This window comes from Vibrio penaeicida (assembly GCF_019977755.1).
Classification (GTDB): domain Bacteria; phylum Pseudomonadota; class Gammaproteobacteria; order Enterobacterales; family Vibrionaceae; genus Vibrio; species Vibrio penaeicida.
Genome location: NZ_AP025144.1, coordinates 2127945 through 2148676, shown reverse-complemented (window position 1 = coordinate 2148676; position 20732 = coordinate 2127945). Strand labels below are relative to the sequence as shown.

Below are 20732 nucleotides of genomic sequence, written 5' to 3'. Positions count from 1 at the left end.
TAAGTAAGCCGAGCAGTCACAAAGTCTTAATTTTAGTATTCGATTTTTATCTTAGAAGCCGCTTCCACTGCATCTTGAACCGCTTGCTCGATAGTGTCACGACGAGTCAAAGTCACGCCCAGCCTGCGACGTCCATCAATATCCGGTTTACCGAAAAGACGCAACTGTGTTTGAGCACTGCTTAATGCATCACCAATGCCACTAAATTGAATATCAGTCGATGTACCCTGACCAAGGATCACGGCTGAAGCAGAGGCACCATATTGGGTTATGTGATTGATTGGCATGCCTGTAAACGCTCTTACGTGCAATGCGAATTCAGACATCTCCTGCGAGATTAACGTAACCAACCCAGTATCATGAGGGCGAGGGGAAACTTCGTTAAATATGATGTCGTCGCCTTTTACAAAAAGCTCCACACCAAAGATTCCGTGTCCACCTAATGCATTGACTACCTTGCTTGCAACTTCCTGTGCATTGGCTTTGGCAGTGTCTGACATCTGCTGAGGTTGCCACGATTCGCGATAGTCGCCATCTTCTTGCCTGTGACCAATGGGTTCGCAAAAATGAACGCCATCAACCGCTCTGACCGTAAGCTGAGTAATTTCGTAATCAAAATCAATGAACCCTTCAACAATCACTCTACCAGCGCCAGCGCGACCGCCTTCCTGAGCGTAGTCCCATGCTTTCTGAATGTCCGATTCAGATTTGATAACACTTTGACCCTTACCAGATGAACTCATAATGGGTTTTACAACACAAGGTGTGCCGACAAATTCAACCGCACTAACAAAATCTGCAAAGTTGTCTGCAAAACGATAAGGCGACGTTTTTACGTGTAATTCTTCAGCCGCTAAACGGCGAATGCCTTCACGGTTCATTGTCAGCTTGGTCGCATTCGCTGTTGGAACAACATTTAACCCCTGAGACTCAAGCTCAACCAGCTTGTCTGTCGCAATGGCTTCTATTTCTGGAACAACAAAATCAGGCTGTTCTTGGGCGATAACATTCGCTAGAGCGTCGCCATCAAGCATATCCAGAACGTGAAAACGATGGGCGACTTGCATTGCAGGGGCGTTCGGATAACGATCGCAAGCAATGACCTCTAATCCAAGTCTTTGGCACTCGATAGCCACTTCTTTCCCCAGCTCTCCTGATCCCAGTAGAAGAACGCGCGTTGCCTTTTTACCTGTTGCTGTACCAAACATTGTTCAACCTTATCTTGAGTGATATGAGGCGGATCATACTCATTTTTCATTGGCGCGCAATCGTTTGCTAAGGCTTTGTATTATTCCCAACCAAGTACATTAAGACCTTGTAAATTCAAGGTCTTAATGTGTATAAGTTGTTACGGTTTATAGTGAAATGTATTCAAGTGGAATGTCTGGGTTGATCGCTTCCAGAGTTGCTTGAGTATTCGCTAAGTGGCTTGATGTCGCATCACGAATTTCGATCAAAACGGCTTCTTCAAGTTGATCCAGTGAAATGTCTAACATCATCATCTGAATAATGGCCACTTGCAGAGGAGGAAGGCTAGGGTTGAACGCCGCGTTTTCTGCGTATGCGCCCGTGAACACGAACCCAGACTTGGTGCGTAAAGCTACGCCACTTAGGTTATGGGAGTATGGAGCATGGCTAATATTTAGAGCCGCCAACGCACTGATGACGAGATCGTTATCAGAATCGAGGGTTTTACCGTGGTCGACTTCGGTCATCAACGCAGACTCGATTCCAATATCTTGAGGGCCAAAGGCTTCTGGCAGATAGTCGTGGAGAGTCTTTGCTTTTCGATTTGGAAGTTGTACCGACAGTTCAGAAGCGGTGTTCAATTCATTCATGAACTGACGACAGTGACCACAAGGGCTGAAATTCACCGTCACGTCTTTAATTCCACGCTCTTGCATCATCCAAGCACGGGAAATGGCACATTGTTCAGCGTGGATGGTTTGCCCTAGCTGTACATCTAGAAATTCAATATTTGCACCAAAATACAGTCGTCCAGAAACCCCGCGAGCAATAGCGCCAACGTAAAAGTTGGATATTGGGGCGTGAGAATAGGTTGCAGCAACAGGCAACAGGGCGACTCTCAATTCTTCATCACTCAAGCCAGAAACCGTGAGAAGCTCATCAAAATCTTGCGGTGATATGGTCGCGTTAAAATCCGGATTAGAAACAATTGCCTCCATCGCAGCCGCGAGTGGAGTCGGTAACTCTTTAATCGCCTTTAAAATCCTAGCGTTCATTTCTTGTCCTTTTGGGTGTACGTTCAATTTCATTCTAGAAAATATACACGCCATCGCAGTGATGTAAATCACACAAATGTCTGCAATAGGTCATTTGGTTTCACTATGTGAGTGACATCTAACTTGTAATTGATTACATAGAAATTTCGTGCGACCGACATCAAATTTATTAATAGATTACTTTTTAAGCGGTTATTTGAGCAAAAGTGGAGAGCAAGTGAAAGTAAATTGGAGTAAGTGGCAGTTAGCTAAAAGGGCGATATAGGGGGAAATAAGGGGAGATAGGAGGGGAGAGATGGGGAAGGCGTGAAGTTAGGGGCTGATTACCCTAACCACACGACCAACGCAAAAAATGCAGGCGCGAGAATTGACGTGATCACCCCACAAGCGACGAGCGCGAGTGAGCTAAATGCCGCGTCTTTTGGGTGTTTCTCTGCGCAAGCAGCGGTTCCAAGGGCATGAGAAACAGTACCCATGGTAAGACCTCGTGCTATTGGGTGTTTAACACCAATCAAGTTGTAAATTGGATACGCGAAAACCGCCCCAAATACACCAACAAGCAAAACGAGTATAGCGGCAACGGCGGGCTCGCCACCTAAGTAACTGGAGACTTCCATAGCGATGGGAGTAGTGACCGACTTACCAAGTAAACTGGCGATAAGGTGCAATTCGGTTCCTAAGTAATAGGCGATCATAGCCGACGAAAACATCGACATAATACTCCCCACTCCGCAAGCCAATAATATGATACGCCAGCGAGCGCGTATTTCTGGTAGCTGTTCGTAAAGAGGGTAAGCAAGGGCAACAACAGCAGGTTGTAGTAAGAAGCTAAACCATTCGTTTTGCGAGTAGTAAGTGTCAAAATCAACATCTAGGAATACCAGTGTCGGGATGATGATTGAAACGCTAATAACAAGCGGGTTTGCAATTGGGCTATTGAGTTTTCTTGCAACTGCACGAGCAAAGAAAAAAGCCGCTAAAGTCAGGAGCACCCACATCATTTTGGCTCCTTCAATAGTTTGTCTAATCCAAGTCCGAGTAAAACGAGAACAATGGCTGTGCCGCCAACGGCACTCGCTAATATCGGGAGCGCGTTATCGACAAGCATGTCAAAGTGGTTCATTAACCCAACGCTGATGGGCACAAAGAGCAGCACCATATAGCGAATAAACAGTTGTGAAGTAGGGCGCACCCATTCAACCGGAATGAGCCCAAGTACCAGCAACGTAAAGAGAATCAACATTCCAAATATGCTGCCGGGTATCGCAAGCCCCAATAAGTGTTGGATAGTCAAACCAACAAGCAGACAAGCCATAATGACAAGAAAGGAAATGACGTAACCAAGAACACGTTGCAACATCAACAAACGAACCTTATGAGACCAATTTTTCTACGTATTGATATACGGATTTTAACAGCGATACCTTTCTTTCATCACCATCATGTTCGTGAACTAAGTTTTCAAGGTTCTGCATGTAGTCGGGCAAATTACTTTCGAAATAATCTCGACAATGCGCAGCCCATTTAGCTTGCTCTGATTCATCGAGCGTCCATGGGTAGTGCCTAGCACGATAACGGAACAGAAGTGGGGCAATGCGTTCATCTTTAACATTGATTTCCATCCCCGCTAATTGCTCTGGGGCTTTTTCTCGAATGATGTCCATGGTGGCTTTGTCTACCGGAGAAAAGAACCCATTATAAAGCTGAGTATCCACGTTTGGATCGACATCGTACTCATCTTTGTTCTGGTATAGCTCGATAAGCTTTTCTCTAATTTCTGGGTGTTGTTTAATGAGTGCCAGATTTTTCAAGCACTGTTCTCTGTCGATTCCGATAAATTGGGCATTTTCTGCCGTTAACGTTTTCGCTGGTGCGAGAACAGGGCATTTATTTAGGTGAACAAGCTTAACGGGAACTGGCAATTGCCCTTCTTCCAGTTGATCTCGGCGTGTGTATAGCCTTGTTCTTAATTCATCGGAACTGAGTTCAATAAGTGGGGTAGGGTCCATGGCAAGGTTAACCATTGCCACGGCGTTTTGGTTGGTTGGGTGCCAAGCCAAAGGAACAACCCAAGAGGTATAAGCGCATTCTGCCCCAAACATGCCAGAAACATGCATTAGCGGTGTCATGTTGACGATGTCGACCAACTCATTGAGTTTGCGTTTGTGGCGCATGCTAAAGAGGTAATCAAACAGCTTAGGTTGCGCTTCCTTAACTTTTCTCGCCATTTCAATGGTTGCGATAACATCTGCCATCGCATCGTGGGCATTTTCGTGTTCTATCCCATTTTCGACAGACAAATGCTCCAGTTTAAAGCTGGTGTGCCCATCTTCACGCTTTGGCCAATTGACGCCTTCCGGTCTAAGGGCATGGCAAGCACGCATCACATCGAGCAAATCCCAACGAGAGTTACCATTTTGCCAACTCCATGCGTAAGGGTCGAAGAAATTCCGGTAAAGAGTGTACCTAGAAACTTCATCATCAAATCGAATGCTGTTGTAGCCAAGGCTCGTTGTGTTTGGAGTAGAGAGCTCATCATGAATTTTTCGTATAAATTCAGGTTCAGGAAGCCCTTTAGACACTGCTGTTTGTGGAGTGATGCCGGTAATAAGCGCCGCTTCTGGAGAGGGGAGGTAATCAGAGGGCGGTTGGCAGTAAATAACCAAAGGCTCGCCAATGATATTGAGATCCATATCCGTTCTTACGCCTGCAAATTGACTTGGTCGATCTTTGGCTGGACTGGTTCCCCAGGTTTCGTAATCGAAGAAAAACAGAGAGGGCTGATTATCTTGAGGCATTAATGGTTCCGATTTGTTGTTGCTTACGCATTGTATTTCTTTCTGTATTAGACCATTGCAAAGCGGACTGGTAAACCAGAACCGCATAATTAGCGCATTTTCACCCTGCGATTTGGATTCACGGTTAAGAGGAAAAGGGATTTCAATCCCATATCCGGTTAAAGAAGAAACAAAATGAAATGGAAAGACAAAGAAAAGCCCGCATAAAGCGGGCTAGGGTGAATGTCATTCAAATGAATTAATTGGTGACAACTTCATTGCTGCGTCCCCATAAGTGAAAAACGAACAACAAAGTGGTTTATACCCCAACAGAGCCTGAAGATAGCTGGGAAGTCATGGTTTTGAAAATCACGATTTGACTTTCATTTTGAATAGAACCTCTATATGTGTTCGTCGCAAGGCATACTTAATGACCGAAATGACCGAAATGACCGAAATGACCGAAATGACCGAATGAAGTAGATGAAATTGTTGTTCGAATGGATTGACTGCTAATAAAGCAGCCAATACGGTGCAATTGCTTCTTTATAGGCGGAAGGCTCATATGTGTTAACTTTATGTTTGCTGTGGCTTACTTGCTGAGTTTTGCTTATTCGTTGCATTAGAAACAGCCGCAATCATTTGAGTAACTTGTTCCACGACCTTTGGTTCAAAGTTTGTAGGCTGAACTTTAGTAAAAGCGCTATCGCTGTCCAAGTTCCAATTCTCAAATATTGCTTTCATATCAGATTGGCTAACATCATTGCCGTATACTTCTAAATAGAGCTTTCCAAAGTTAATGGCATGCATACGGTCGCTGCGCTTTAATGACTCGTGCATACAAGCATTACCTAGGTTATATGCATGCTTTGCCCAAGCCCCGAACAACGTAACAACAACTAGCCCTTTTAGTAATAAAAAGGAGAAAAAGAACCAATCAATATTTTCCTTAGATGCTGTATGGAATGCAAAACCACCATAGATTAGAGCACCAACAGCAGACGCTATTGCAAGACCTAAAGCGCAAGAGCCTTGTAAGTTCCAGTTTTTCGATTTATCAGAAAACTCTTTTTCTTTCTTCTCCAAAACTTCAACCGCTGATTTAACGAACTCAGGTACTTTGATTTCGATTTTTTCTTGCACTTGTCTTTGATGCTCTTCTTGTAACTGCTTTATGTTGTCCTTAAGTTCTAACTCACGTTTAGCATAATTACTTTCAATACTTTTAAGTTTGTTTTGACGTTGATGGAAATCCTTTTCGGCGACAGATATCTGATTACGAAGGTGTTCCAGTTGTTCAGCCAGCTGTTCTTCACGTGCTCGTTGACGACGTTCTAGGTATCTCTCTTTATCTTCAAGCTCTTTTATCCGCTCAAAAGCATCTTTTTCAATGGAGTTTTCAAATTTTTGAGTCAGATAATGTTTATAGTTACCTTCAAGTTCAGTCTGTTCTTCAGTTATTTCCATAATCATGTGTCGATCTTCGATCGGCAACATTTTAAGCAACCTATCCCGTACATCTGAGCTTGTGCTTCGAATCACACGAATGAGATTTTCACGACTGAGCACTCTAGGTAGCTTAGAAAGAGCATTCGCAGAACATAGCAATAAAACCTTATTAATTGTTCGATTAGAAATTGAAGAGAACAACCTATTCGCAGAATCTTCGTTTAGATTTGAAATAAGAGTCTGTATACCTTTCTCAGGAAGGTGCCCAATAAGAAGAGATAGTTCTTTGTCGTTACTTTTCGTAATTAATTCGTTCAACTCATGAGGAGGTAACAAGCGCCAAAGCTCAGCTAAATCACCTCGAGGGAGGTTACTAATTCTTATATTATTTTCGTATTCCATAATGTCCTAATAAATTTAACACCAAATTAAGGTGTGAAGCACGCTACCACCGCTCTTAATTTGAATGCCATAATCATCAAACTAGACCTAAACTCAAAATACCAAGCGTGCTGAATTACTCTTAAATTGTTTGTATGGTGGCTAATAGCGGAAGTCTTCATGCCATGCTGGTAAGAACAATCTTTCAAGATCTTCAACTGGTATCTGGTTGAGATAGTTGTCGTGACAAAAGCAGTTACGACATTCACGTAGCGTAATAATATCCCGAAGACTTTTGTCTTTTCGAGTAGCTTTTTTGAGCGCCCTCAGAGCCTCTTTTCGCAGAGAAATATCCTCATGAATTTTAACTTTGGGGTTGTCCAGTATTATTTTCTCCAAATTGTCAAACAACACAGGTCGGTCAGGTTTTCGGATAGTGAACATCTTTTGCTGAGTCGGATAATCTTGCCACGACTTTCTCAACTCTTTAACGCTTTTAAAGTATTTATCAGAGTGCTTAAGTTGATGGTTCCAGTAGATGGGGTTGTTCTTTGTTACCCAAATATCCAAATCATCATCTAGCAAAAAGTCTATGTTAAATTTGAAAAGTACTGGTCCATATAGATTTTGACGAGGGAAATAACCATGGAGATCGACAATATCAATGAAGATGTCATCCCAAACGTCAAAATCTTTGTCGTCGTCATCTGAACTTTGATTTGTTTGGATCAAATCTTCTTTCTCCACATCACCACGAGACAGCAATCCCTCTTCTTCGATAAATGTAATTGCTGTTGCGAGTGAGTTTGCATGATGGAAGTGCGTTACACCTTTTTTAACTAATAATTCATGTAATTCTTGATTGTCTAGCTTCATACATCATCCTTCATGTGTGGCGAGTGGCACCTAATACCCTATTAAGGTGTGAGTAACGCAATACCGAAGTTGCCGCATACCACCTTAAACACTAAAACCAACGCATAGTAAAGATGCCACGCATTGCGAATCACTCTTAAGCGGTTTGTTAAAGTTCTTTCTCCGCAATTTCTTCGGTGTTTTTGACACCGAATGGTATATGAACTGACGGAGCAACAGTGCTAGTTGAGCTCAAATGACCAGACTGGTCATCAAAGAAAATATGAGGTTTGAGAACACCCAAAATCAAACCTTTATCAACACCACCTAGGAAGAATGCATCATTTGTCATTACACCCCATTCTTTCAGTGTATTTAAAGCCCTCTCATGTGAAGGGGCATTCCTTGCTGTAACAATTGAAACTCTTAGTCGATTTCGATAATCAGGTTCAGATTGCTTCTTCTTCTCTTCAACTTTCTGAATTGCTGAGATTTTAACTAAAAACTCTTTCAGCGGACCGGGATTATGAGGTTGTAATACGTTCTTGGTTTCATGCTCATGAAACTGATTTAGGTCGTTGGTGTTGTGCATGACGGATTCTGATTCATCGTCAGCAAGAACACCGTCAAAGTCGAATGCAATTCGCAAGTCATCATCATCTTCATCGATAATCGTCGATTTCATTACATGACCAGCCGGATAACCTAACCTTATGGCTTCTTTTACATCAGACGAATTGCCTGAAAGAAACAAAGAAATACTCAATGCTGGAATGTAGTCATATGGAGATTTACCTTGCATAAAAATCGCACGCGAAATAGGTAAGTTATGATGCTCAATCGATTTCATAACACGAAGCCCTGTATCTGGGTCATTTCGTGACAACAATACAACTTCTACTAGTGGGTCAGATTCCGGCTTATCACTCAAATCATTTAGAGAAAGTAGGCGCTTCACAAATGAAAATGAGACCCCTTTATCTAAAGGATTATCGATATTCTCTGACTGGTACTTACGATATTCCTCTTCACCATTAGTACGAAAAACCCTATCAGACTCAGTTAAATCGAACATTGCACTTGAAGCAACGCCAATTACTAACCTTTTACCCAATTCATAGGGCATATATACACTCCAAAATTTTAATGATGAATTACTGAGAACTCTAACAACTGATCAGACCGATACATTCCGTCTATCTCTGCAGCTCGCATTCACCTAACGTGATAACACTCAATTCTTAAACCCTCTAAAACGTGCGTGATTATGCCACAAGGCTCACTGCATTCAATTTATATTTGTAAAAAGTATCATTCTGGTTATTTATAAAGTATTCAATAGGTTATCTTTTACTGTTTGTTATCGAAGAAATGCAGAGAGGGCTGGTTATCTATAGGCATTAATGGTTCCGGTTTGCTGTTACTTACGCGTGGTATTTCTTTTTTTAGTCCATTGTAAAGCGGCTGGTAAACCAGAGCTGAATAATTAGAGCATTTTCAGCTTTCGATTTGGATTCGCGATAAAGAACAAGAAACGGAATGGGGGGAGATAAAGAAAAGCCCGCATAAAGCGGGCTAGAGCAAAGGGCTCTGAGTCTCAATTAGGGATGAATACAGTTTGTGACTAATTCAAACTGTTTGGTGATGGTGTGAATTGTTGCATAGGGATAAATGTCTAATGTCATCATTATGTTAGGTCTTAAAATCAAATGTTTATGGGTTGTAAATTCAAACCGCTGTCATTTTCTTTTTTAAGTTACAAATAATAAATTGAAAACACTATAGACAAAAACACTTATTGATCATATTTTATCCATAGTGTTTTCGATTTTATGGTGATTGTGATGAAAATGAAAGAAAAGAAAGCTGAGGTGAGAAGAAAGATCATCAACGCAGCGGTAGAGCTAATGTCGGACGATGGCTTTAAAAATGTGTCGATGCGTAAAATTGCAAAGGCGGCGGAAGTGGGTGATGCCACTATTTACAATTACTTCCCCAATAAAGAAAAAATCCTATATGGGTACTTTGAATGCATCGTGGAAGACACGATAGAGGAATTGAATCAAACCCCCGATTTTCATGAGTACAAGCTAAACGAAAAAGTTCAGCTATTTCTTGAAACCCATTTAAGCCTGCTGCTTTCTAATCGCGAGTTTGTGGAAGAAGCATTTGAGCTGGCGTTTCTTTCTCCGTTGGCCAAATTTGGCGCTATGTCCCCAGTTAAAAATCAAATTTCGGAAACGTTTGAAGGGTATCTGCATGCTGCTTATGAAAATGAGGAGTTGGTTCCTCAGCCAGGCAGCAGCTTTCTTTCATCATTATTTTGGGACTACTACGTAGGTGTTCTTGTCTATTGGCTTAAAGATGACTCCGAAGAGTTTACTCAAACTACGCAGTTGATTGATTTGAGCCTCGCGCTTGCCATGTCTGTTCTAGAGAGTGGCGTGATGAGTAAAGCGAGCGACATGGTTTCGTTCCTATTCCGACATCACTTATTCTCTGGGTTTGATTATTTAACCAAAGCGATGAATACCGTTCGCACCATTAAGCGGAGGTAACCACATGACAGATATTCCAACAGGAAAATTGAGCCGTAGCTCTGTTGTTGTCGAAGCCGCTGTGAAAGCAGGAGCCAAAAAGCTCACACAGAAAGCCAAGAAATTTGCGGGGTTGGCATCGGCTAGGTCTAGTGAAAACGCAGAGATAGTCGATGAAGAAGTCGCGAAGATACTGTTTGGTGCGTTAACGAAATTACGCGGTACTGGCTTGAAAGTGGCGCAAATGCTTTGTATGAATCAGGTCTATATCCCTGAATCGATAAGAAAGGAGCTTTCCAAAGCCTGTTATCAAGTGCCGGGTATCAATAGAGCCTTGGTGAGAAAGGTGATTAAGGACCAGTTTGGTGACTATCCGGAAAAGATCTTCTCCAGCTTTTCGACCGTTCCTTTTGCTGCTGCTAGCCTTGGGCAAGTGCACCTTGCCTCGGATAAAGAGGGGAATCAGCTTGCGGTAAAAATACAGTACCCTGGGATTGATGAAACGATCCGCTCTGATATGGCTACGCTCAAACACCTTATTAAACTTCTGCCTAAGGAATACGATTTTCGCGAGCTTTTGCCTCACATTGAAGCGAGTTTGCTTGAAGAGGTGGACTATTTACATGAATTGGAACGAACACAGGCTTTTTCAACCGACGGCATTGAAGGTGTAGAAACCGCGAAGCCAGTTGAGCATTTGTGTACATCCAAAGTGTTTACCACCCATTATGTTGAAGGCATTCATTTAGATAAGTGGTTGGAATCCGAACCCTCTAAAGCGGATAGAGACGTTGTATGCCAAAAACTGGCGGATTTGTTTATCCATAGTTTAAAGAACGGGCAACGTTTTCATGCCGATCCGAACATTGGCAATTTCCTAATCTCGAAAGATCTCACCGTACACGTAATCGATTTTGGCAGCACCTACCCAATAGAAAGGGAAGTGGCGGATAACTTTCTTCGGTTACTCAAAGCTTACCGTGATAAAGACATCGCCATGGTGAAAACGCTTGGCGCTCACTTTTATGTTCAGCATGCATGCCCAACAGAACTGGATGCGTTTAATGCGTTATTCCCAGATTTTGTTAACTGGAAATCTAAAATTTTCTCGGAGCAAGGGTTCGATTTTGCTGAACATGAACATTATATGGAGCAAGGTTTCGAGATCGCATACAAGGCGCATCACAATGAAAAAATGCCGTTTAACCCTAGGGCGGACGTGCTGTTTTATGAGCGAGTTTTGTATGGCTACCTACAAATTTGCCAAGTGGCACAAGCAAACGTTCGGTTTAGTCTTTAGAAGGGAAAGAAAATGAATATTGCAAATTACTGGTGGTTAGGGGCGGGAGTCATGGCTATTTTTTGCGCTTTCGTACATTTAATAGCAGGGCATTACGATCCAGTGCGTCCATTTCTACTTACAGACATGAAAACCAGTGTTAAAAGTACAATGTATGCGTGTTGGCACATGGTGACGATTGTGCTCTTTTCATCCGGTGTCTGGTTAATTTTCTCGGCGTACAAGCCCAACATGGATATTGGTGTTATGTTTATTTCCGTTCAATACATTCTGTTTGCGCTTCTTTTTCTCTGGGTGGCGTGGCGTTTACATTTGCCTAACCTTCTATTTTCTCTTCCTCAATGGATTCTTCTTTTACCAGTGGGTGTTTTGGGATTGATTGGCTAGGGAGGTAAAGGGTTGAGCTAAATGTGTAAATACTAGGCATTAAAAGGCATAAAGCGATAGTGAGATCTCCTTTTGGCGCTAAATTACTGCGTGTTTTGTTAATGTTTATTAACATTGTTATTTCAGACAATTTATCAATGTCAGGAAAACAATGTGCAATTAGAAAAAACAGTTCAGTGGCTTATTCTGCCGTTTAAATGGCTTTTTAAAGCGCTACTAACAGCACTAAAGGCGATGTTCCGAGTTGTGTTAAAGCTCTTACTAAAAGTATACAAATGGGGGCTGGGGGTTATAAAGGCGTTATGGAACCTCTGGCTTTCCATTGGCCCTAAATGGGTTAGAGTTTCGATATTTTCAATCTTCGTTTTGGCTGTTATCTATTTTCAGGTTAAAGCGTATTTAGCACCTAACTTGACGGTGGAGACCGTGAATGAAGTTCATTATTTGAACAAAGGGTGGACTGAAAATGATAGAGAAACCTATTATTTTACCCCTCAAGGAACAGAACTTCTTGGCTTAGAATACAGTTGGTTAGTGAACCTAGAAATGCCTTTATCGAGAGGGATGCTAGCAAGTACCGATAACATGAGAGGCTGGGGGTTTATCGTGGACCCTGGTCAGCAGCCTAGTGTCATGAACCCCGGAAATTTACCCATCGGTTTCGGGCGGCACATCGATCCAAAAACGCAGCGTGAAAAACTGGACATTACGTGTGCGGCTTGCCACACCGGTGAGTTGCATTACCAAGGAAAGGCGCTTCGTGTCGATGGTGGACAAGCACTTCACAGCATTTCAAATGTAAAACAGGGCGAGTTTATCTTGTCTTTGGGCGCTTCTGCTTTTCTTACTTATGCTGATCCTTTTAAGTTTAACCGCTTTGCCGACCGCGTTGTCGGGGAAGATATGGATAAGCGTATGAAGCTAAGAAAGGATCTAAAAGCCTTTCTTGTAAAAGGATATGGTTTTGCTAAAACAGCCGGTAACCCTAAGTTCTATCCCGTTGAAGAAGGGCGAGGAAGAACAGACGCGGTAGGTCGAATCGGAAATGTTGTGTTTGGCTACGATATCGATGAACCCAGCAACCTACGAATCGCAGATGCCCCCGTAAGTTACCCTTTCCTCTGGGATATGTGGCGTTTTGATTGGGTGCAATACACGGGCTTTACCAACCAGCCGATGGCTCGAAATATCGGTGAGAGTTTGGGGGTTTTAGCGCCAATCAAATTGGTGAATGACAATGGTGAACTCCTTACATCGGACGAGTTTGGCGAAACGGTCATTGATTTGCCGGGAATGCATTGTATTGAAGGCAAATTAAGGACGTTGGAACCGCCTAGGTGGCCTGAAGAGATCCTCGGCGATATCGATATTGCTATGGCGACACAAGGAAAGAATTTGTTTAGTGAGCGCTGTGAGTTTTGCCATGGTCCTCACCGTTCAGAATCGTATCAGTGGCCGGTAGCATCTCATGAAGGCGCGAATCCAGCTCACCAAAATGATGTGAACTGGCAATGGGATATGGATGGCGATATTACCTATGAAGCGGGCAGAGCGATCCGTCAGGACTGGCGTGAGGTGGTGTGGGCGTTACCGTGGATTGACACCAAAATCATCGGGACAGATGCAACAGCAGCGAATAACTACATGGATCACAAATACGATGCGAGTAAGATTATTCCTGACTCTGCCCCAGTCAATGCGGGAGATGGCTTGCAGATTTTACTGAATCGATTGATTCCGAAACTGTACCAAGACGACCATATTGATAAGTCTCTGATTCCTGAGTACGACGGCTTAAACATCCCTTTCCGAATAGCGAACAAGCGAGCCTATAAATCGAGACCGCTTCATGGTGTTTGGGCAACGCCTCCGTTCCTACATAATGGTTCTGTACCGTCTATTTATCACTTACTTTCTCCGCAAAGTGAACGACCTCAAGCTTTCTATGTTGGAAACCGAGAGTACGATCCTATTCATTTAGGTTACGTGACAGATATCAAACAAGGCGCCTTCTTACACGACACAAAAATCGATGGTAATGGCAATAAGGGGCACTTGTTTACCGATGCAGACGTCACTGGTCGGATAGGCACATTGCTGAGTGTTAAAGAAAGAATGGAACTGATTGAGTACTTAAAGGTGCTGGGAAATCCAGATTATGATCTGGCGTTAGGGGGCGATCCTCAAAATTGGAATCAGTATGTAGAAGCGCCTTATTTCGAGTCTGAACAAAGAGCCTGTGAAGCGCGATTCGAGTCAGCTAAAAGCCATCCTTTGGAGGTGCACTAAATGGTTAAATTAACGTCAATTTACTTAGGTGTGGCGGCGGCTTTGGTCTCTTATTCCTCTTTTTCGATGGATGAAGTGTCGGCTGAAATGGGAATGTCGCAACCTGAATTCGATGCGGTGCAATCCTCCATCATCAGTGCGCGCGAGATTTCACGCCGTGCTGAAGAGTACAACGGAAGGCCGTACAGGCGAGATGCTCACGCGAAAGCGACGGGGTGTGTGCGAGCCACGTTTACTGTGAACCCAGATATTCCAGAAAGATTCCAGCAAAGCTTATTTAGCAAGGTAGGGCATGAGTACCCAAGCTGGATCCGTTTTTCTAACGGTGACATGCTCGTTCAGGCAGATAAGAAGGGCGATGCTCGAGGCATGGCAATCAAAGTCATGAATGTTGAAGGGGATCCAATTGCTCCCGAGTTGGGGCATTCTGGGAATCAAGATTTTATCATGACCAACGTTCCTGCATTTTTTAACCGTAATATTTTTGATTACGCAGAGGACATGCTTTTTTTAGCGAAGTTTGAGCGTACGAAGTGGTTTATCAGTTTCTTCCCTCCTAGGTTTCATCCCAAACAGTTTTATCGTGCCGTTCAAACCGTAACTACGGTAATTAACACCCCGTTAGATGCGCAGTATTTCTCTATGCTTCCCTACCAACTGGGAAGTAATGCGATCAAGTTTTCTACTAGACCGTGTAAAGGAATGGAGTTTCCATCAAAAGTGGATAAATCGCCTGAAAACTATTTAAACACTCAACTCCAGAATCAACTTTTAAATGGAGACGCGTGCTTTGAATTCATGGTGCAAGAAAAGCTGACTGGTCATTACATGCCGATTGATGATGCGACGGTAATTTGGTCTGAGAAGGCATCTCCTTTTATCCCAATCGCGACGGTTTATATTCCGCCTCAGTTGATAAACAGCCCAGAACAAACGGAGTTTTGCGAAAACGTTTCTATGAATCCTTGGAGAGCCGTGGGTGAATGGGAGCCCCTTGGAAGTTTAAATAAGGCACGAAGATTGGTTTACAAAGCGGTTTCTGATTACCGTCATATGATGAACAAGGCAACCGTGCCAGAACCCACATCGTGGTGCTTAAAAGAAAATCAAACCGAGAAATGTAAAATGGAAAGAATCATATCGTCTACGCCAGATTGGTCTTGGAAGCGAGATTTTGACTACCTCGCCAAGCCACTGGATGGAAATAAAGATTTCTATTAGAGAGATGAGTAATTCAATCCAAGGTTAAAAAATAGCCCCTACGCATTTGATATGTGTAGGGGCTTGGACATTTGTAGAGGTTTGATGGCTGAGTAAGGTTAGATTAACAGACTCTAATCAACGACGACCTTATTCCTTCCTGAGTATTTCGCCCTGTACAACGCCTTATCTGCATTTGTAATCAGTTGATCGATGTGTTTCTCGTTATCCAAAACAGAAATACCGACGCTGGTGGTAAAGCGAACTTGTCTTTCACCGTTGTCTATGGATATGTTTTCAATCGTACTACGCAGAAACTCTGAAATGTCCATCGCCATCATTTGATCGCCATGGAATACCATGCAAAATTCTTCGCCACCCAATCGGCCAAAAATGGCGTTGTCGGGAATATTGCCTGAAATTGTGCTGGCAAAAAGCTTGAGCGCTTTATCACCTGTCGAGTGACCAAAGCGATCATTGATTTCTTTGAAGTGGTCCAAATCAAACATAATGACTGCCAAAGGTTTCGTTTCTAACATGCTTCGGTCAAATGACTCTTCTGCAAGTTTCATAAAGCTACGACGGTTACTAATACCAGTAAGAGGATCGGTTCTAGCTTCAATTTCCGCTCTTTGCTTTTCTTGCTCCAATGCTTGTGTGCGTTCAGAGACCAGCATTTCAAGCTCATATTTAGCTCGTTCCAACTGACGACGATATAAGGTTTCAGCGTTGTCTTTTCGTTTGCGGAGTTGTAGTAAGCGAATACCCATCGCAATTAGGATTACTCCCATCTCACTGAAAGAGGCAATCACTGGCCAATAATATGTCGCGAAGTTATGCTCTACGTAACCTAAATCCCTCATCGCTTGCGCAAAAAGCCCTGCAACTAAAATACCCCATGCAACGGTGTAGATGGCAGAGACTAGAGAACCTTGGATCCAGCGAATAATGCCGGCAACAGCCATAAAAGGGTAGAGCAGTAATGCGATAGTAATAAGGACTACGGAGTAGGTTGTTTCCCTAAACAGTGCTGCTAAAGCCAGTAGGAAAGCGTTCAAAATCATAAAACGAAGCACCCAATCCAGCTTTGGGGTTTTTTCTTTCGTTTGAAGCATTGAACGGACAAAGATAATACCGGTCATGATTGAAATTGCGCCACCTAACGACATCAAGCTCCAATGAAAATTGTCTTGCAAGATGAACATGTGGGTGAAGCCCAAAATGGTTGGCCAAGTTAATATTTTGGCGATGGCATAAATACCATACGCCATATAAACTCTGTCGCCAGAGGCGCCACCAACAACAAATGACGTTAATGCCATAAGAAGTAGGCTACCAATACCAACGGAAATAAGTGCAATTTCAACTGCTTGGCTATAGTTTAGGTTATCTGAAGACCAGATGCGCATGTCTGGGAAAACATACCCTTGACCATCAGATCCGTAACGGAACATATATTGATATGTTTGGTTAGGCTCCAAAGTAACAGGAACGACAAACCTCAGGTGGGGAACTAATCTTTCAGAGAATGAATTACCTAAAAATTGGTCTGCAATCATAGAGTAATGATTGCTGGAAACGGAGCGTTGGTAAGCTTCTAAGTAGATGAGTTGGTGGTCAATATATTCTAAATTGACAGTGATTTTTTCATCACTTGTATTGGTCAGCGCGAAAATACTCCAAAAGGCTCCTGGCTGCAAACCAGTAGACCCCTTAGTGCTGAGAGGCTTGAACTCTTAATTCTCAAAAGATTGAATAGCGTCTTTGATGTCCGCTTTGCCCGATGGATCGTGCCAAAGAAGGTATCGCCCGGTAAGACGTTTACCATTTTCTTCCCCAGTAACTTCGATAGGGAATACTGATGCGGATGCACCAGCTGAAAGTAATAATTGCAACATAGCTATTGCGAAGATGCTTAAAAAGTACGCTAACATCCTTGGTTTTATATTTGTCATTGAAATGCAATAGCACGTAATAAGTGCTTTCCTCGTTCCATAATTCGCTTAGAAAAACAACACAACTGTATTGACATTTATTGTACTACGTTAGGTTGCTCAATTTTATTGATAGTTATAATAATATTGAATTATCTAGAAAGTCATAAAAAATTACTCTATTAGCTCAAGAATAGCTTACTAGATCATCAGTAAGATATATCGTTCTTAAAAATGATACAAACAAAATGAGCAATTACGTGCTGGAGACATCCTCTTCCTGAGGATAGGGCTTAACTTTAGTCGATAATATTGCAGAAATAATGACAAATTACAGAACTGAGGATTCTGAAAGGTCAATTTTTTGAACTGATACAGGTGAACAACAGCTTTTTAGCACTGGTTTATAAAAGTCTGTTCTTTTATTGAGAATTTCGAGGAAAATACTGAGCTTTAACTTAGTTGTATCTGTGGAAGAAGTTGGGCATGAATTAAAAATCTGAGAAAAGTGAGCCAGATTTACCATCTGGCTCATGCGCTACGAAAGAGAGTTGGTCTAGTGGTTTCTACCTAAGTTGAGAGCGACAATATCACCTCTGTCCAATTTAAGATGCAGTTGATTGAGTGAAGACTCCAAGTCGAAAACACCGACCGTTAATTGGTTTGAAGTTGATACCTGACTAAATAGAGCGTGATAGTTAACACGCCTGATCGATGACAGATTTAACCACTGCTTAGTGTTCACTCTATCCGCAAATTCTGAAGCATCGCTAGGAACCACTTCTTTTGGAAGCAATAGAAAGTGGTTTCCGTACCTATCCGTCACCAAAGTGTTGGTCTGCTTCGCTTCGTTGATTAATTTGAATAAGTTTTCCAAAATTAACCGCCTTGCTTAGACTGCTCAACTTTCTGCAATAATTCATTGGCCTTTTTCATTGCAGCTCTTGCCTGCGAGGCCTTCCTCTTATTCAGTAATAAGTCAGAAAGCTCCAAGTAGCGATTCGCTGTATCGGACCGTAGCTTCGCAACGTCTCTAAAGTCACTTGGTACTTTTGTTGCAAAATTATCGATGTTTCCGACTAGGTTATCCAGTTCTTTAATGGTGTTGGACGCATCGAGTGAAGAACGTAATGTACTCAATTCTTCTACGTATAGAATACGAGCTGCTTCGTATGGATACGGCAGTGTATTACCCGAGTCTAAACTCAGTTGATAGGCGCTTAGCGCTTCGATAGCAGTAGACATTTCATTGCCTTTTTGAAGCAACGGTTTGTGTTGTTCAACACTTTCAAAAAGAGTGTTACCAACCGCGATTAGCTCGGAAAGGGTGACCGTATCTTTATCTTTAAGTGCGGTTTCAAATTTTGACCCGTAAACGTCATTAGCCAGTGAAGATGGTTTGAACTGGTAGTCCGAGTTAATGGTTTGCAGATCAAGGAACAAGGTGAAAACATTATCTTTTTTGTCCGCTTTACTATAACGACCTTTTTCAAGGTGAGTATTAATTCGCTGCGCCAATACCGAGAGGGTCGATAATTTACTGGAGCGAATGTCAGCGACAATGGTTTCCAATTCGTGAGAGTCTGGATAGTACTTTTTAGCCTCTACCAAAACTTTTTCTATAGAGTAGTAGTTCGGGTAGGAACTTTCTCTATCGTTTAATATTTCGTCTATCTGGGTTTCAAACTCAGAGATAATCGCGTCTTTATGGTGACGTAAAAGCCCTTGCGAGATTACATCATGATGGCTTGGCTTACTGTCTATCAGTTTTATGACTTCGCTATGCGATGTTTCAAGCAGGTTATTGTGGTTTTGGATACTCGTTTCTAGTTGGCTAACACGAGCTTTATGAAGATCGATTTCGGTTGTCAATTGACCGTAACCATAACCTAGCAGTCCAATAAGTCCGATTATTGCCACTCCAGCTGCAATTGCTGGGGTGTGGTTTTTATGCAAGAAACTTTTTATTTTTTCAGCTGAGTCGAGTTTTGGAGCGCTTTCTAGATCAAGGTAGTCGTTGATTGCTTTCCACTTTGTGACAGGCATATTGTCCGGCTTTTTTGCCTTTAAGTTTTCTTTCAAAGCAACGTTCGCGGGTTTACGACCATAAGGGTGTTTGCAACTTAGAAGTTCGTAGGCGATACAGGCAAAAGCGAACAGATCATCGGTATGCTTAGGATCTTTACCATCTATAAGATTAATAGAGGCATAGTTAGGTGTGTATCCACCGACGTTATCGTTAGTCTCTTTACGAGCTGCAGCGTATTGGTCTTGCTTTAGTTTAAACGTTTTGGATACGCCAAAATCAAATATTTTTATCTGACCATCAGAGTTAAGCATGATGTTTGCAGGTTTCAGATCGGCATGCACTATGTCTTGGTGATGTGCGTAATGAAGTGCATCGAGAATTTGATCTAGTAACGCGAGTGCTTTTCCATATTGTAAGCCTGATGGACGAGAGCGCTGAATAAGCTGTTCTAATGTTTCCCCGTCAAGGTACTCCATGACGAGATAGTAAATTTGTTGATCGACACCAAAATCAAACACTCGGATGATATTAGGGTGGCTTAGTTTCTGCGTATTTTGTGCTTCTCGAATCAGCATTCGCGCTGTTTCAGGTTGGCTTGTGTACTCTTTTTGTAAAATCTTCAAAGCCACGTAAGGAGATTCGGAACCCGAAGATTCTAATACTTTATCTTTAGCACGGTATACATCACACAGCCCGCCATGGCCAATCAAGGCTTCTAGCTTGTAGCGCCCTTTAACAAGAGTGCCAACGAGGCTTTCGGCGTTTGAAACATTTTTGGTGTTTGTTGCTTTTGTTTGCGGTGGCTTAGTTGGTGATTTTGAGGATACAGGGCTTACCGTTACGTCTTTATCGGTTGACTTAGAGACTGCGGGAGTAGTCTTTGTTTCTGAAGGCTTGGGTGTTGGCTCTACCTTGCTTTTCGGATCCGGTTTGCTTGACGTTTTAGAAGGTTCTTTCGCTTTTGGCGAAGGAACATTAGGTTTACGATCCATCTTAACAATTTGAGTGCGATCACCATCTTGTGGTTTTGTCGGCTCTTTAGGGGGAAGTTTATCTTTTGACATCTAGCGAACTCCAAGTTGAATGTCAGTAAGGTTAGGCACCCAGAATTTCGAAACAATTACTACGAACGAAAGTTTCGGCTTAGATAACAGTCAAAAGAAAATTGGTGAAGGAAATATTTTTTAAAATTTGAACTGCGCTGTATAAATCATTTTCCGTTGCAAAATATATTTCAAATTAATAGTTATTTTAATCATAGTTCAGGCTAATTTAATTGGCATGTTATTGTTATATCTATCATTGATAATGAGAGTAACTGTTTATTCTTTTTTATAAAACTAAAATTTAT

General features: G+C 42.3%; 17 protein-coding genes and 1 pseudogene. 5 read left to right on the top strand and 13 right to left on the bottom strand.

Features of this window, described 5'->3' with window-relative positions; translation table 11 throughout:
- Positions 1-32: 32 nt before the first annotated feature.
- From purT to LDO37_RS09535, 8 genes are all read right to left on the bottom strand, one after another.
- Positions 33-1208 carry a formate-dependent phosphoribosylglycinamide formyltransferase gene (gene purT / locus LDO37_RS09575; protein WP_126609468.1) on the bottom strand — a complete coding sequence of 392 codons (1176 nt, stop codon included), beginning with the start codon at positions 1206-1208 and terminating at the stop codon, positions 33-35.
- Between the two features lie 147 nt (positions 1209-1355).
- Positions 1356-2243: a cytidine deaminase gene (gene cdd, locus LDO37_RS09570; RefSeq protein ID WP_126609467.1), complete on the bottom strand. Its 888-nt coding sequence runs from the start codon at positions 2241-2243 to the stop codon at positions 1356-1358.
- Positions 2244-2566: 323 nt separating this feature from the next.
- Positions 2567-3241: an LrgB family protein gene (locus tag LDO37_RS09565; protein WP_101115406.1), complete on the bottom strand. Its 675-nt coding sequence runs from the start codon at positions 3239-3241 to the stop codon at positions 2567-2569.
- Positions 3241-3603 carry a CidA/LrgA family protein gene (locus LDO37_RS09560; protein WP_101115362.1) on the bottom strand — a complete coding sequence of 121 codons (363 nt, stop codon included), beginning with the start codon at positions 3601-3603 and terminating at the stop codon, positions 3241-3243. The genes LDO37_RS09565 and LDO37_RS09560 overlap by 1 nt, the downstream gene beginning before the upstream one ends.
- A 13-nt stretch (positions 3604-3616) precedes the next feature.
- A complete protein-coding gene (sbcB, locus tag LDO37_RS09555) occupies positions 3617-5041 on the bottom strand; it encodes an exodeoxyribonuclease I (protein ID WP_126609466.1) in 1425 nt (474 codons plus the stop codon).
- A gap of 555 nt (positions 5042-5596) precedes the next feature.
- On the bottom strand, positions 5597-6871 hold the full coding sequence (locus tag LDO37_RS09550) for a magnesium transporter MgtE N-terminal domain-containing protein (protein WP_224055096.1): 1275 nt from the start codon (positions 6869-6871) through the stop codon (positions 5597-5599).
- Between the two features lie 141 nt (positions 6872-7012).
- Positions 7013-7726, bottom strand: a complete 714-nt coding sequence (locus tag LDO37_RS09545; RefSeq protein WP_224055095.1) for a hypothetical protein — start codon at positions 7724-7726, stop codon at positions 7013-7015.
- Positions 7727-7874: 148 nt separating this feature from the next.
- Positions 7875-8831 (bottom strand): 5'-nucleotidase, encoded by a 957-nt coding sequence (locus LDO37_RS09535; RefSeq protein ID WP_126607134.1) that lies wholly within the window; start codon positions 8829-8831, stop codon positions 7875-7877.
- A gap of 718 nt (positions 8832-9549) precedes the next feature.
- Between LDO37_RS09535 and LDO37_RS09530 the strand changes: the two genes are divergently transcribed.
- From LDO37_RS09530 to LDO37_RS09510, 5 genes are all read left to right on the top strand, one after another.
- Positions 9550-10263, top strand: a complete 714-nt coding sequence (locus LDO37_RS09530) for a TetR/AcrR family transcriptional regulator (protein WP_185829766.1) — start codon at positions 9550-9552, stop codon at positions 10261-10263.
- A gap of 4 nt (positions 10264-10267) precedes the next feature.
- On the top strand, positions 10268-11542 hold the full coding sequence (locus LDO37_RS09525) for an ABC1 kinase family protein (RefSeq protein WP_126607269.1): 1275 nt from the start codon (positions 10268-10270) through the stop codon (positions 11540-11542).
- A gap of 12 nt (positions 11543-11554) precedes the next feature.
- Positions 11555-11929, top strand: coding sequence for a hypothetical protein (locus LDO37_RS09520; RefSeq protein ID WP_104399849.1), 375 nt, complete (start codon positions 11555-11557; stop codon positions 11927-11929).
- 153 nt (positions 11930-12082) lie between these two features.
- Positions 12083-14218: a di-heme-cytochrome C peroxidase gene (locus LDO37_RS09515; RefSeq protein WP_126607270.1), complete on the top strand. Its 2136-nt coding sequence runs from the start codon at positions 12083-12085 to the stop codon at positions 14216-14218.
- Positions 14219-15439: a catalase family protein gene (locus LDO37_RS09510; protein ID WP_126607271.1), complete on the top strand. Its 1221-nt coding sequence runs from the start codon at positions 14219-14221 to the stop codon at positions 15437-15439.
- Positions 15440-15552: 113 nt separating this feature from the next.
- Here LDO37_RS09510 and LDO37_RS09505 read toward each other — a convergent pair whose 3' ends face one another.
- The 5 genes and pseudogenes from LDO37_RS09505 to LDO37_RS09490 form a co-directional block, all read right to left on the bottom strand.
- Positions 15553-16827: a sensor domain-containing diguanylate cyclase gene (locus LDO37_RS09505; RefSeq protein WP_348541435.1), complete on the bottom strand. Its 1275-nt coding sequence runs from the start codon at positions 16825-16827 to the stop codon at positions 15553-15555.
- 30 nt (positions 16828-16857) lie between these two features.
- Positions 16858-17124, bottom strand: a pseudogene (locus LDO37_RS30345) (7TMR-DISMED2 domain-containing protein); the annotation flags it as partial.
- Positions 17125-17154: 30 nt separating this feature from the next.
- Positions 17155-17316 (bottom strand): hypothetical protein, encoded by a 162-nt coding sequence (locus LDO37_RS09500; RefSeq protein ID WP_185829767.1) that lies wholly within the window; start codon positions 17314-17316, stop codon positions 17155-17157.
- Positions 17317-17908: 592 nt separating this feature from the next.
- Complete coding sequence (locus LDO37_RS09495) at positions 17909-18229, bottom strand: hypothetical protein (protein ID WP_126607054.1); 321 nt, start codon at positions 18227-18229, stop codon at positions 17909-17911.
- 2 nt (positions 18230-18231) lie between these two features.
- Positions 18232-20445 (bottom strand): serine/threonine-protein kinase, encoded by a 2214-nt coding sequence (locus LDO37_RS09490; protein ID WP_126607053.1) that lies wholly within the window; start codon positions 20443-20445, stop codon positions 18232-18234.
- Positions 20446-20732 lie beyond the last annotated feature (287 nt).

What these genes read in the sequence shown, in the direction of transcription:
- purT (WP_126609468.1), bottom strand. Translation starts at nt 1,208, where the DNA reads ATGTTTGGTACAGCAACAGGTAAAAAGGCAACGCGCGTTCTTCTACTG.
- cdd (WP_126609467.1), bottom strand. Translation starts at nt 2,243, where the DNA reads ATGAACGCTAGGATTTTAAAGGCGATTAAAGAGTTACCGACTCCACTC.
- LDO37_RS09565 (WP_101115406.1), bottom strand. Translation starts at nt 3,241, where the DNA reads ATGTGGGTGCTCCTGACTTTAGCGGCTTTTTTCTTTGCTCGTGCAGTT.
- LDO37_RS09560 (WP_101115362.1), bottom strand. Translation starts at nt 3,603, where the DNA reads ATGTTGCAACGTGTTCTTGGTTACGTCATTTCCTTTCTTGTCATTATG.
- sbcB (WP_126609466.1), bottom strand. Translation starts at nt 5,041, where the DNA reads ATGCCTCAAGATAATCAGCCCTCTCTGTTTTTCTTCGATTACGAAACC.
- LDO37_RS09550 (WP_224055096.1), bottom strand. Translation starts at nt 6,871, where the DNA reads ATGGAATACGAAAATAATATAAGAATTAGTAACCTCCCTCGAGGTGAT.
- LDO37_RS09545 (WP_224055095.1), bottom strand. Translation starts at nt 7,726, where the DNA reads ATGAAGCTAGACAATCAAGAATTACATGAATTATTAGTTAAAAAAGGT.
- LDO37_RS09535 (WP_126607134.1), bottom strand. Translation starts at nt 8,831, where the DNA reads ATGCCCTATGAATTGGGTAAAAGGTTAGTAATTGGCGTTGCTTCAAGT.
- LDO37_RS09530 (WP_185829766.1), top strand. Translation starts at nt 9,550, where the DNA reads ATGAAAATGAAAGAAAAGAAAGCTGAGGTGAGAAGAAAGATCATCAAC.
- LDO37_RS09525 (WP_126607269.1), top strand. Translation starts at nt 10,268, where the DNA reads ATGACAGATATTCCAACAGGAAAATTGAGCCGTAGCTCTGTTGTTGTC.
- LDO37_RS09520 (WP_104399849.1), top strand. Translation starts at nt 11,555, where the DNA reads ATGAATATTGCAAATTACTGGTGGTTAGGGGCGGGAGTCATGGCTATT.
- LDO37_RS09510 (WP_126607271.1), top strand. Translation starts at nt 14,219, where the DNA reads ATGGTTAAATTAACGTCAATTTACTTAGGTGTGGCGGCGGCTTTGGTC.
- LDO37_RS09505 (WP_348541435.1), bottom strand. Translation starts at nt 16,827, where the DNA reads ATGCGCATCTGGTCTTCAGATAACCTAAACTATAGCCAAGCAGTTGAA.
- LDO37_RS09500 (WP_185829767.1), bottom strand. Translation starts at nt 17,316, where the DNA reads ATGTTGCAATTATTACTTTCAGCTGGTGCATCCGCATCAGTATTCCCT.
- LDO37_RS09490 (WP_126607053.1), bottom strand. Translation starts at nt 20,445, where the DNA reads ATGTCAAAAGATAAACTTCCCCCTAAAGAGCCGACAAAACCACAAGAT.